Source organism: Tissierella carlieri (assembly GCF_018917285.1).
GTDB classification, from domain to species: Bacteria; Bacillota; Clostridia; order Tissierellales; family Tissierellaceae; genus Tissierella; species Tissierella carlieri.
The window spans coordinates 1-12,930 of record NZ_JAHLOH010000056.1 but is presented as its reverse complement, the minus strand read 5'-3'; the positions used below and the strand labels follow the sequence as shown (position 1 = coordinate 12,930).

Below are 12,930 nucleotides of genomic sequence, written 5' to 3'. Positions count from 1 at the left end.
GGACTGAACATGATTAGGTAGACTTGACAAATAGTCTATTTGCTCAGGTTCAGTTTTTCATATTCTAAAGGAGATAAATATCCAAGAGCAGAATGACTTCTCTTTCTATTATAAAATAGCTCTATACATTCAAATATAGCCCTTTTAGCCTCTTCAATTGACCTTATTAAAGAATGAACTGGTTTCTAAACTGGATTTTGGGGAAAGTATATTTCTACAAAATATTCGTGTTCCATACTTTTATGAAGTAGTGCAAATTTGTATTTTACTAATATGGTAGAATCGTGCAAGTTAAAATGACGGTATAATTTATATAGATATTCCATTAAATCCCTTTTTATACCCCAGAACATAATAGTGGCATAACAGCCTGTTACATGATGCTGTGCTACAATGTTATGTTCAGCCGCAGATATAAATTGCTTTTGAAGTATAGTTGTATTTATCGTACTGTCAGGAAATGAAAATCCAATTATCTCGTCATTCTCTACTATTGTTCCATCGGATTCACTATGATAGAAAGCCCATTGCTCGAAAGATTCTATCCCTTCTACTTGCTTTGATTCAGTATCTTGGTGCAGTAATGTTTCCAAATCTATTCTATAGATGGTAATATCAACTTCTTTATAAACTGAAACAGCAGAAAATGTGTAATCATTTTTAAATTTAGAAATAGTCGTAAGTACCTCTAACATATTCTCAACATATTGATCAAGTTGATTTAATAACCTTTTTTCTTCGTTTATACGTTCCTTTTGTTCTTTCACCATTGATAAATATCCATCGATACTTTCCGAATTTATTCTTTTGTTCATTTGAACTAGGGGAATTTTCATATATTTTCCAACTAAAATCATTTCTAGGATATCTAGATGTTCTAAGGAATAGTAACGATAATCATTTTGAGGATCAACGATAGGCTTTAACAATCCTTTTCGGTCGTAGTGACGTAAAGTATCAAGTGATATACCATACAATTTACTTACTTGTCCAATCCGTAGTAACTCTTTCATTTTATCCTCCTCAAAAAAATTAACAATGCCCGTTGACTCTTGAGCAGCTCAAGGGTTTATTATAAGCATAGTACCTGAAAAAATCTAATTTGTAAAGGGGGCAATATACTGATGGACAATATTTATATTGAGAAATATCAAAATACTGATTTTAGAGATGTAATTGCTTTATTAGTACAATCTTTTAAAAGTAAGTTCTGCCGACACCAAAAGTTAAGTAATAATGATATAGAAAATATTTTATACGCTTCTTGGCATCTCAAATCTGATGATCCTGCGTATCTTCATTTTGTAGCTAAACAAAATGAAAAGGTAGTTGGCGTAATTCTAATACGTTGCAGAAAAACAGAAAATGGAAATAAAAACATTCCTATTATATCACTATGTAGACGGTATGGTGTCTATAATGTTATAATGATGTGCACCAAAATGGCACTGCTAGAAGGTCACAAACTAAATGAAGGAGAATCCTATATAGAACATATTGCGGTCAATGGAACATGCCATGGAAAAGGTATTGGTATATTACTTCTTCAACATGGAGAACAGGCATTATTGGATATGGGGTATACATCTTATACATTAGCAGTTGCTGGAGGAAATCCTGCAAAACACCTTTATCTCCGATTTGGTTTTGAGGATATAAAGAAGACAAAAAGTCGCTTAAAGGGATACTTTCTTGGAGAATCTCAATGGACTATTATGAAGAAGATTTATAAGCATGTGTAGAGATAAAGAATGAAGCAGCAGGTCTTTAGAGGTTGTGAATAGTTATAATAATTGAGTCATTAGCTATTTCACTTCAGAATCATTCTTATATAATAGAAAAATTCGTTGAAATAAAGATTTCAAGTGGAAGTTTAAATGGCACTTTAGTCTCGTAGAAGTTATATGATTTTAATTGATAATGATATCAATTATAGTGGTGAAATAAGATTTAAAGACTTGTTTGATTCTAGTGTTGAAAATAAACCCAAAATAAGTTAAAATTGGGGCTGTATACAGGAAATTACCGATATATTAAATCATCTGTCTCAGATAGATATCAATACAGCATACAAATAGATGCTTTAATAAGCGTATTACAGAAAATTTAGTAAGAGGCCACCTTCGAAAACTTGATTACTGTAGTTCGGAATAACGATATTGGGATAAAGGAACAGAAAAAGCAAAATTAGATCTATAAAAAAATTAGTTTAGAGTGCAAGTAATAAGTATAAGGAAGTGAATAAAATGACAAATCAATCAAATCGAATAAGAAGTATGCCTTTATTTTCACAAACGATAACTGACTTTTTGTGGGGGACATTTTTGAACGGAGATGTCCTCAACTCTGATATTGATATAAGAATATGTTATAACAAATTAGAAGGTGTTGAATTGAGTAATATTGACAAATTATTTATATAACACACTTACAGATAGAAATTTATCGCCAGGATAAAATAATTTGTGTAATGGAAAACGAGCTTAAAATTTATCAATTAGGGGGTATACTATGTTGAAAAAATCGATATATTTAATTACTGGAGTTATGGCATCTGGAAAATCAACAGTTGCGGAACTACTTGCCTCGAAGATGGAAAAGGGAGTGCATCTGCGCGGTGATGTATTTCGAAGAATGATTGTATCAGGACGTGCTGAGATGTCAGAACAGCCCTCTGATGAGGCAATACGACAGTTGCATCTACGTTATCGTCTAGCCGCAGATGCTGCAAAAACCTATTATGATAATGGATTTTCCGTTATTTTGCAGGACAACTATTATGGTGAAGAGATTTCTCGGATATTGGATATGTTGAAACATTATCCCGTTCATGTAATAATACTCTGTCCAAATGTAGAGGCAGTAAAAAAGCGTGAGAAGATGAGAGGAAAGGTCGGATATACTGGATTTACGGTAGAGACTCTATATGCAGATTTCATGAAAACCACCCCCAAAATAGGCTTTTGGTTGGATACATCGGAGCAGTCTCCAGAACAATCAGTTGAGGACATTTTGTTACACTTTAGGTAGTTATAGAACTCAATAGGTATGCCATTATTTTTCCCTAACTTACGTGAAATGCTACGTACTATTGTATCGAGAAAATAAATAAAAATATTTTATTAATAGCTTATATTAAGTGATTTTCATTAAGTATATTATAAATTTATTGCTGGATATATTGATTCCAGTTTAATTCTAAATTTTTGAAAAATAGAAACATAAATGTTGACTTTTTGAGTATAATAAAATATCATAATATAAACGAACACGAACAAAATGGCGTTGATGAGGAGGAGTACATACTCACCTGAAGCAGAGCGAGAAGATGGTTGGTGAAAATCTTCGTGAGGGAAGTATGGAAGTAGCCTTTGAGCTGTGAACTGAAAAGATGTAATCTTAGTAGGCTTCAACGGAAATTTCCACCGTTAAAAGGAAAGCAGTATCGGATTATGTATTCTATTCCCGTACTGTCAGAGTGCAGATAGTTTTATCTGAATTTAGGTGGTACCACGGACGCATACGATCCGCCCTAAGCAAATGTAAAAAAGCTTAAGGCGGATTTTTTGTTTTGTGTTCGTAAAAATTAAGGAGGTATTACCATGAAGAAAAACTATGAATTTAAGCAAGTAGAAAAGGAAATGCAAAATTTTTGGAAAGAAAACGCTATCTACAATTTTGACCAAGAAAGTCAAAATGAAATCTATTCTATTGATACTCCACCGCCAACTGTTAGTGGTAGTTTACACATTGGACATATATTTTCCTATACACAGGCAGAAATGATAGCCCGTTTTAAACGCATGCAAGGCTATAATGTCTTTTATCCTTTTGGTTTTGATGACAACGGTCTGCCAACGGAAAGGCTTGTTGAAAAAGAGGAAAGTATTATTGCAAAAAACCTTCCAAGAAGTGAATTTATTAAAAGGTGTGCTACAGTCTCTGAAAAATACGAAAAAGAATTTAAAGATTTATGGCAATCTTTGGGGTTCTCAGTTGACTGGTCGCTTCAATATGAAACAAATAATCCTATGGTTCAGCGAATATCGCAACAATCCTTTATCAAACTTTTAAAAGATGGAAAGGCGTATATGAAAGAGTCGCCGGTTTTGTGGTGTACTGAATGTCAGACTTCAATAGCTCAAGCAGAGTTAGAGACTATTGAAAAAGACACTACCTTTAATTACCTCAAATTTAAGGTAGGTGAAGAAAGTTTATTGGTAGCTACAACCAGACCTGAATTACTATATGGCTGTGTTTGTCTATTTGTAAATCCAGAGGATGATAAGTATAAAAAATATATCGGTAAAAATGCCACTGTCCCTTTATATGAGTATGAAATCCCTATATTAACAGATGACAAAGTTGATATTGATAAAGGAACAGGTGTAGTTATGTGTGCAACCTTTGGTGATAGTACTGATGTAGAGTGGTATGAAACTTATAAACTACCTTACCGAAAGGTTATTTTATCTGATGGCACAATAGATGAAAGTGTTCCATTAATCGGAGGTTTGAAGGTCTTAATAGCTCGAAAACAGATTATTGGCTTACTTTTAGAAAATGGATTTATTTTAGAGTCAAAAAATATCACGCATACTGTTGCTGGACACGAACGCTGCGGGAAGGAAGTTGAAATTCTACCGTCAAAACAGTGGTATATTGATATTCTCACTAATAAAGAGCAATTTTTAAAAGCTGCCGATGAAATCAATTGGTACCCTGAATATATGAAAAACAGATACGTATTATGGGTTGAAAATCTTAAGTGGGACTGGTGTATATCTCGTCAGCGTTACTTTGGTGTTCCTTTCCCAATATGGTATTGTAAAAATTGTGGTAATGTTATAATTCCAGATGAGGAGATGTTACCTATAAATCCTCTTGAAACGAACCCAAATAAGTCCTGCTCTTGTGGGCGTAATGAATTCATACCTGAGAGTTCTGTATTTGATACGTGGGCTACTTCATCAGTTACTCCGCAGATAAATGCAAAATGGGGCGAGGAGAATGATATTTCAAATAGAATTTTACCAATGAGTTTAAGAACACAGGCTCATGAAATTATACGTACATGGGCATTTTATACTATAGTTAAAAGTCTTTATCATACGAACCAAATTCCTTGGAAGGATATAATGGTTTCTGGTTTTGTTCTTGCAAAAAAAGGTGAGAAAATAAGTAAATCAAAGGGGAACTCTCAGTTAGCACCAAAATTGCTTATTGAAAGCCACTCTGCTGATGTTATAAGATATTGGGCTGCCAGTTCTAAACTTGGAACAGATACATTTTTTTCAATTAATGAATTAGGTATAGCTAAAAGGTTTATCACAAAGCTATGGAATGCATCTAAGTTTTCAATATCTCATTTACAGGACATTAATCTCAATGCTGATGTAGATTTAAAGCCAGTAGATAGATGGATAATTGAGAGATGTAAACAAACTACTGTTAATGCAAGAAAGCTTCTTGACCAGTATGAAATAGGACCAGCTCGCCATGAAATTGATGATTTTTTCTGGAAGGATTTATGTGATTATTATCTTGAAATCGTTAAAGAACGCTTATATCAACCCGAAATACATGGCTATAAAGAGCGTCAATCAGCACAATATGCCCTATATTATTGCGTGCTAAATATATTAAAGTTATACGCTATTTACGTTCCACATATCACCGAATATATTTATCAAGAATTCTTTAGACAGAAAGAGAATAGTATTTCTTTACACAAGTTGTATTGGGAAACTGAAGAATTTATTAATGATGAGATTATTCTTTTCGGAGAGAAATTAAAGGAAATTATTGCTGAAACAAGAAAGTATAAGTCTGAGAATGCTCTATCAATGAAAACAGAAATAGAAGAAGTTGTAATTACTACAGATGACAAATTTATGGAATTATTTAAACGAACTATAGGTGATATAAAAGCTTGTTGCCGAGCAAAAAAAATAAAAATAATCCAAGATATTTAACTAAACTATAAAAAAGACCGCCATAAGATTTTAGATTATTTTATTTATTATTTACAACCTCAAGTAAATGTGATATTATGTAAGTGTTTATATGTAGTAAATTTGGGGGTTATTATGGTGAATCGTATTATTATAGATAAAATGACAAGAGAAATCTGCTCTGTACAATTGAATTCGATGAAGCATTGTACCGAGCTTAAACTAAAAGCATGAAGCTTTCCATTCATCGGTAAATAGGTTGTTTTAGGCGTATGTTGTTACGCTTTATTTTCGCACCTATTTTCCGAGTAATTATGACTAGTTTATTAGGCCGAGGACAATGTTTTGTCTGCGGCCTTTTGTGTAAGCTCAAACTAAATTTTGAGCAGTAGTGTACGTTAATAATACGTACTATTAGGGAGCAGAAGGTCGTGTGTTTATGCACAAGACCTTCTGCTTTTTTTTATTAGAAAGGAGTTTTAAACATGAGCTTATTAGAAATTAAAAATTTGTCTCATACTTATGGAGACAAGATCTTATATAAAGATGAATCACTTGTATTGTTCAAGGGAGAACACATGGGTATTGTAGGGTGTAATGGCACAGGAAAAAGCACCTTAATTGGAATGTTATCAGGAGAAATTATCCCCGATAGAGGGCGTATTGTCTGGCAACCAAATATAAAACTTGGGCATCTTGACCAACATGCAGTTGTTCTAGGAGAATATACAGCTACAGAGTACTTGAAAACAGCATTTCAAAATTTATATATTTTGGAAGAAAGAATGAACAAGCTGTACGAAAAATATGCTTCCATTGGTAATGAAAAAGATTTATTACAAGCAGCAGAGTGTCAAACTCTTTTGGAAACTCGAGAATTCTATCTTATAGAGTCACGAATAGAAAAGGTAATGAATGGACTTGGGTTATCTGCCATTGGTGGGGATAAACTGCTTTCAAAGTTAAGTGGCGGCCAACGAGCAAAAGTAATTCTTGCGAAGTTACTGCTGGAAGAACCAGATGTTTTATTGCTTGATGAACCTACGAATTTTTTGGATAAGGAGCATGTGCTGTGGCTTTCAGAATATCTGTCTGTGTTTCCTAATGCCTTTGCTGTAGTTTCACACGATTATGATTTTCTTGAAAAGATTTCGAGTTGCATTTGTGACATTGACGGAGGAATAATCAGAAAATATACGGGAAAGTATTCTGATTTTCTAAAGCAAAAAGAACACTTAAGAGAAGAACATATTCGCAGATACCATGCTCAACAGCAGCAGATTAAAAAGACTGAGGAATTTATCCGCAAGAATATCGCAGGTGTAAACAGCAAAAATGCCAAGGGAAGACGAAAACAACTTGAACGTATGGAACGAATAGCTCCGCCATCTGTTACAATTCCAAAGCCTGATTTTTACTTCCTAGAAAGTCCTAGTTCAGCCCATGAAGTTCTAAAGGTAAAAAATCTTGAGGTGGGTTATTACTATTCTCTTCTTCCACCTCTAAATTTTACTATAAATGGTGGTCAAAAGATTGTGATTACAGGTTTTAATGGAATTGGAAAGTCCACCTTGCTTAAAACTTTAACTGGATATATTGAAAAAATATCAGGTGAGTTTATGTTTGACAATTCTGTGAGACTTGGATATTATGAGCAGGATATTACATGGGAAGATCCTTTATTCACACCTATTCAGATAATTACTAAATACTATCCGTCTTTAAACATCAAAGAGGCACGCCGCCAGCTTTCACGATGTGGCATAAGCAATGACCATGCAATACAGGCAGTATCAACATTAAGTGGGGGTGAACAGGCAAAAGTGAAGTTATGTAAGTTAATACTATCTCCTTGCAACTTTTTAATACTTGATGAACCGATAAATCATCTGGACTTTGCTGCTAAAGAGGCGCTTCAAAATAGTTTGAAGGATTTTGGCGGCACTGTATTGATAGTGTGTCATGAAGAAACATTTTACCGTTCATGGGCAGATCAGGTAATAAATATAGAAATAACATAGGAGTATTACGATGAAAAATAATAATCAAAATCATTTGTGCTATTTCTGTGCTATTCTTTAATAGAAAGATAGCAAAGGATTTTTAGAAGATGTAGTGTTAATAATATTTATAAACTTGACCAATATTAAATTATTTTAGGAGGAACAATGAACAATACAATTAACTTGATAAAAGAACAATATGGAATTGAATGTGTAACAATTACACAGCAGATTGGTGGATGGTCTGCATTAGCATATAAATTAAGTGATGGTTTCAAAAATTATTTTCTTAAAGTATATGAGAAAAATAGAGCTTCTACGCCAAAACTTACAGCTCTCATTGACTCATATATCCCAATTACCCTGTGGTTAAATAAAAATACTGAACTTAGCGGAAAACTTCCTGTACCAATATTGACAAAAGATAGAGAAGCAAAATGTGAAGATAAATATGGAATATATTTACTTTATGAATATATAGACGGTGAAACTATTGGCAGTAAAGGGTTAACAATTGAACAAACAGTTCAACTCGCAAATATAGTAGCAACGCTTCATTCGTACGGTAAAGAAATATCTGTTTCAACAAATGCAATCCGAGAGGAGTATTATTTGCCATTCCTATGTCAAATGCAGAAAATATTTAGCGAATCACATTTCCATATTCCATATGATGTAAAAGTTTTGATAGGAAAATATAAGCAATCAGTATTGAAAATGATAGAAAAAGTTCAGAATTTATCTGAAGTCTTGCAATTCAGTAAACCTAAGATGGTATTATGTCATACGGATATCCATCCGTGGAATCTTATACAAACCGGCCGGGGATTGATCCTTATAGATTGGGAGGGACTAAAGTTGGCCCCTCCTGAAGCAGATTTAGCACTTTTATCAGAGGAACCTTATTATGAGGAATTTATTAGAAGTTATAGAAAAAATATCGGTAATGATATTGTAATTCATACAGATATAATGCAATTTTATAAGATGAGACGCAACCTGGAGGATATCTGGGAGTTCATAGAGCAACTTTTATACGATAAGCAGGAAAATGAAGAAAGGATAAAAACCTTAAAATACCTTGAAGGAGAATTATTCAGTATAGATAAAAATTTGTTATGAGAGAGAAACTGAATATATAGGAGATAATAATGTATAAATATTAATAGAGAAATACGGTGGAATAATTACTTTAGAAGGAATAAGTAATGAACTTAACAGACTGATGATTCTTATTATACCAGCTAAGAAAAAAGAGTTTATATTATGAGGCTTGTATCGATTGTATACAAGCCTCATGATATTACTTTTGTTTATGGTATTGTGTTAATAAAAAAAGAATAGGTTAAAATATTAGGATGAGGTAGAAGGAAAAATAAGATGTGAGAATAAGTATATAGATGAAAATATTTTATATAAAGCATTTATTAGTGGCTATAATGTTTTGGTAGAAGTATGTTGACCTATTGAAGTATCAGAAAAAGGAGAGGGAATATGAAAAGAAAAATAGGAATTGTTGTAATGTCAATGATTTTTCTCTGTATTACAGGAGTATTTATTTTTCTGAAGATAAATAAAGGGACTCGCCCCAACATTAATGTTTCTAAGCGTGAAATTTGGAAATCTGAAGTTTACGACTATATAATAGAAACTGATCGTGAGAATGTTATTATTTATAACCATACTAAGGATAGTTTGCTGCCTTTTGCATACGGACGAATGGAAAAGGATGGCACAATTTATGCTGATAAACTTCATGGAAATCCATTGCTTAACATTATACTATGGAAGAGCATGCCTTTTGGCAAATTTCACAATGGTGCTCTAAAAGACGATATGGGGTATGTAAAACATTTTTCAAAAATAGAAGAACTACCGAGAGTTAAGATTAATTATTTTACAAAGGATCCCGTTCAAAATTTTGAAGTGTTCTGGCAGATTTTTGACGAGAATTACAGTCTGTTTGGGTTGACGAACTTTGATTGGAAACAGATATATGACGAATATAAGTCTAAAGTAACACAAAATACTTCTCAAGACGAATTGAGACAAATATTTAAAGAAATGATCTTGAAGCTAGATGATAGACACGTTCAGGTTATTACTGGTATTAGTAGTATAAGCTCGAAAGTGGAGGATAACCAACGGCAAAGACTATATTTAGATAACCATGAGGAGATACAAAAAAACATACGTAGATATATTATAGGAGGACTGAAAAGCAAATTAAATGGTCGAATTCAATATGGCAAGATGGAAGAAGGTTTTGGTTATATTTTGCTGAATTCTTTTGATTTGTTTGACAAAAAAGAGATTGACAGGGCTCTTGATGAAGTAGTTGAAGAATTTAAGGGGAATCGTGGGATGATTATTGATTTACGTTTTAATAGCGGGGGGTCAGATGCATTCGCTTTGGCTACTGCCAGTCGATTTACCAACGAGAAAAAATTAGTATTTTCGAAGCGTGTAAGAAGCGGAAGTTATTATGAATTTTTTGAGGCGCCTCCTATCTATATTGAACCTGATGTAAGTCGAATTAGAACAAATAAAATTGTAGTTATGACAAGTCAGGTAACTGCAAGTGCTGGAGAAGTTGGTAGAATGGCATTTGGTCAAATAGAGCATGTTACAGTGATAGGTGAAAGAACTAATGGAACTCATTCAGATATGTTGGTGAATATTTTACCAAATGAATGGATTGTTACCCTCAGTGCCGAACAATATATTGCAGCTGATGGTAATATGTACGAAAAAATTGGTTTTAAACCAGATGAAGAAGTGCTTATTAGCGAAGAGGATATTAAAGAGGGCAAAGATACCGTATTAGAGGAGGCAATAGAAATATTGAAATAAAGATGAGATATTTAAAATAGTAGATTAAGGAATCAGGGGTATTATTAACAAAGAAAATATACCTCATTATACAAATATCAATTAAAAAGGAAAGAGCAAGTATAAATTGAAAAATAATGAAAAATTGTTATATATGATAATATTTAATTACAACGATTCTCTATTGTCACTCCACTTGTTTATGTTATATTATAATAATATCCAGTGATGTTAAGGTACACAATTTATTGAAAATATTAAGACTATTGGGGTGTTATGATGAAAGATAATATTTTAGTTTTAGAAGCTAAAGAATCAAATTATGAAGAATTACGAGAGATATTCTTTACTGTTCGTCGAAATACTTTTCATTGGATAGAACCAGAAACGTTAAAATTATCTGATTTTGATGAAAGTACAAAGGATGAATTAATATTAGTTGCAGCAATAGGAAATAAAATTGCTGGATTTATATCAATTTGGGTACCAGATAAATTTATTCATAATCTATTTATATTAGAGGATTTTCAAGGTAAAGGTATTGGGACGGCTCTTGTTAATGAAGCCATAAAAAGGGTAGGATTACCATTAACCTTAAAATGCGTAAAATCAAATACTAATGCTTTAAATTATTATAAATCCCACAATTGGAAAATTGAGAAGGAAGAAATGGGGAGTGAAGGATTATATTATTTAATGAAATATAGTAATCAATCATAAAGGAATATATTATATAGTTGAAGGGGAGAAAAAGATGAGCATAAGTTTATTTCATTCGCTGGAAGGTAAAAATGTCTGCTTCAAATCATTAAGTATAAATGATGTTAAAGAGATACATAGTTATGCGTCAGATGAGGAGGTTTCACGTTTTATAGGCTGGAACTTAATGAATACTTTAGATGAAACTCGTGAGCATATTGAGACAATGTTAAAACGTGAGTCAATAGGTACTCATATGTATGCTTCTATTATTCTAAAATTAACTCAGGAAATTATAGGAACTGCCATGATTTTCAATTTTGATCAAAACGCAAATCATGCTGAAATTGGTTATGTCTTTCATAAAGAATATTGGGGTAAAGGTTATGGCACAGAGAGCGTTGCTTTAATGAGTGATTTCGCATTTGAATCACTTAATCTTCACAGAGTTCATGCAAGTGTAGTGGATGTAAATATTGGCTCTGCTCGCATACTTGAAAAGAATGGATATGAATTAGAAGGACGATTAAAAGACCACTATTTTATAGAAGATAAATATTATGATGCATTGCTTTTCGGCAAAATTGAAACTAAATAAAATTGATTTTCAAAAGACCTATGATTTTTTAAAAACCCTACCAGAGCTGTAAAACAGATTTAAGATACAGAGAGGTTCAAGGCGAGGGATAAGCAGAAGGATAATAAATTTATATCCAGATTATGATAATAGAAGGGATATTTGTTATGTTTAAATGAAAATACGATTATATCAATTAGAATTGGGTATTTATAGTGATAAAATGCCACGAAATTAAATGCGAAAATGGAATGATTTATTGATAAAATTTTTTTACGTGACATTTCAAAATCAAGTTGAATGGTGTGAGTAATAAATGAATTTAAATATTGACATAGAAACCATTATAATAGTCATTTTGCAGGAGACATGGTACTTAAAGATTTTGCAGCTATTATAAAAGGGCAATTACGGAGCTATGACTTATTCGGAAGATTTGGCGGTGAAGAGTTTACTATATTGCTTCCAGGAACTAATGAAAAAGAAGCTTTAGAAGCTGCAGAAAGATTGAGAAAGAGTACGGAAGATACTTCTGTTAATATCAGTGTAAACAGTATCATAAAATACACTATAAGTATAGGGATAGTAACAACCATCCCCAGATGGAAACACTTCTATAGAGACACTATATAAATTAAGTGATGATGCTTTGTATATGGCGAAGAAGAATGGCAGAAATAGGATAGAAATTATTAAAGTATAAAAATAACAAATACTAATTAAAATATCGTCACCTGATTTAGCATTGAAGTTGTAAACTAAAAGTAGACATAAAAAAAACATGTCTACTTTTTTGTTATACTATTATATGAAAGGAAGTGTTTTTATGAGTAGACCTAAAGGTGGAAAGAACCATAGTTGGGCA

General features: G+C 32.5%; 10 protein-coding genes, 1 pseudogene and 1 other annotated feature. Of the genes and pseudogenes, 9 read left to right on the top strand and 2 right to left on the bottom strand.

The features are described 5' to 3' along the window. Positions 1 to 35 precede the first annotated feature (35 nt). Together KQI38_RS20290 and KQI38_RS20285 are read right to left on the bottom strand one after the other, a co-directional pair. The gene (locus KQI38_RS20290) at positions 36 to 167 is read right to left on the bottom strand and encodes an IS3 family transposase (RefSeq protein WP_216563086.1); all 132 of its coding nucleotides are present in this window, start codon (positions 165 to 167) and stop codon (positions 36 to 38) included. A gap of 18 nt (positions 168 to 185) precedes the next feature. Further along, a complete protein-coding gene (locus KQI38_RS20285) occupies positions 186 to 1,013 on the bottom strand; it encodes a MerR family DNA-binding transcriptional regulator (RefSeq protein ID WP_216562747.1) in 828 nt (275 codons plus the stop codon). A 111-nt stretch (positions 1,014 to 1,124) separates the two neighbouring features. Between KQI38_RS20285 and KQI38_RS20280 the strand changes: the two genes are divergently transcribed. The 9 genes and pseudogenes from KQI38_RS20280 to KQI38_RS20240 all read left to right on the top strand — a co-directional run. Beyond that, on the top strand, positions 1,125 to 1,742 hold the full coding sequence (locus tag KQI38_RS20280; RefSeq protein WP_216562745.1) for a GNAT family N-acetyltransferase: 618 nt from the start codon (positions 1,125 to 1,127) through the stop codon (positions 1,740 to 1,742). 769 nt (positions 1,743 to 2,511) lie between these two features. Then, the gene (locus KQI38_RS20275) at positions 2,512 to 3,030 is read left to right on the top strand and encodes an AAA family ATPase (RefSeq protein WP_246565950.1); all 519 of its coding nucleotides are present in this window, start codon (positions 2,512 to 2,514) and stop codon (positions 3,028 to 3,030) included. Between the two features lie 246 nt (positions 3,031 to 3,276). Next, positions 3,277 to 3,538, top strand: a binding site (T-box leader). Positions 3,539 to 3,602: 64 nt separating this feature from the next. Beyond that, positions 3,603 to 5,975, top strand: a complete 2,373-nt coding sequence (locus tag KQI38_RS20270; protein WP_216562743.1) for a valine--tRNA ligase — start codon at positions 3,603 to 3,605, stop codon at positions 5,973 to 5,975. Between the two features lie 464 nt (positions 5,976 to 6,439). Continuing rightward, on the top strand, positions 6,440 to 7,975 hold the full coding sequence (locus KQI38_RS20265; RefSeq protein WP_216562741.1) for an ABC-F family ATP-binding cassette domain-containing protein: 1,536 nt from the start codon (positions 6,440 to 6,442) through the stop codon (positions 7,973 to 7,975). Between the two features lie 147 nt (positions 7,976 to 8,122). Next, positions 8,123 to 9,079 carry an aminoglycoside phosphotransferase family protein gene (locus tag KQI38_RS20260; protein WP_216562740.1) on the top strand — a complete coding sequence of 319 codons (957 nt, stop codon included), beginning with the start codon at positions 8,123 to 8,125 and terminating at the stop codon, positions 9,077 to 9,079. Positions 9,080 to 9,451: 372 nt separating this feature from the next. Next, positions 9,452 to 10,810, top strand: a complete 1,359-nt coding sequence (locus KQI38_RS20255; RefSeq protein ID WP_216562738.1) for a S41 family peptidase — start codon at positions 9,452 to 9,454, stop codon at positions 10,808 to 10,810. Between the two features lie 258 nt (positions 10,811 to 11,068). Further along, a complete protein-coding gene (locus KQI38_RS20250) occupies positions 11,069 to 11,509 on the top strand; it encodes a GNAT family N-acetyltransferase (RefSeq protein WP_216562736.1) in 441 nt (146 codons plus the stop codon). Positions 11,510 to 11,543: 34 nt separating this feature from the next. After that, complete coding sequence (locus KQI38_RS20245) at positions 11,544 to 12,086, top strand: GNAT family N-acetyltransferase (protein WP_216562734.1); 543 nt, start codon at positions 11,544 to 11,546, stop codon at positions 12,084 to 12,086. A 342-nt stretch (positions 12,087 to 12,428) separates the two neighbouring features. Continuing rightward, positions 12,429 to 12,698: pseudogene (locus tag KQI38_RS20240) on the top strand (GGDEF domain-containing protein); the annotation flags it as partial. Positions 12,699 to 12,930: the final 232 nt, after the last annotated feature.

Bases quoted from the DNA above. Each gene is read 5' to 3' on its own strand.
- KQI38_RS20285 (WP_216562747.1), bottom strand. From the start codon at position 1,013: ATGAAAGAGTTACTACGGATTGGACAAGTAAGTAAATTGTATGGTATA.
- KQI38_RS20280 (WP_216562745.1), top strand. From the start codon at position 1,125: ATGGACAATATTTATATTGAGAAATATCAAAATACTGATTTTAGAGAT.
- KQI38_RS20275 (WP_246565950.1), top strand. From the start codon at position 2,512: ATGTTGAAAAAATCGATATATTTAATTACTGGAGTTATGGCATCTGGA.
- KQI38_RS20270 (WP_216562743.1), top strand. From the start codon at position 3,603: ATGAAGAAAAACTATGAATTTAAGCAAGTAGAAAAGGAAATGCAAAAT.
- KQI38_RS20265 (WP_216562741.1), top strand. From the start codon at position 6,440: ATGAGCTTATTAGAAATTAAAAATTTGTCTCATACTTATGGAGACAAG.
- KQI38_RS20260 (WP_216562740.1), top strand. From the start codon at position 8,123: ATGAACAATACAATTAACTTGATAAAAGAACAATATGGAATTGAATGT.
- KQI38_RS20255 (WP_216562738.1), top strand. From the start codon at position 9,452: ATGAAAAGAAAAATAGGAATTGTTGTAATGTCAATGATTTTTCTCTGT.
- KQI38_RS20250 (WP_216562736.1), top strand. From the start codon at position 11,069: ATGAAAGATAATATTTTAGTTTTAGAAGCTAAAGAATCAAATTATGAA.
- KQI38_RS20245 (WP_216562734.1), top strand. From the start codon at position 11,544: ATGAGCATAAGTTTATTTCATTCGCTGGAAGGTAAAAATGTCTGCTTC.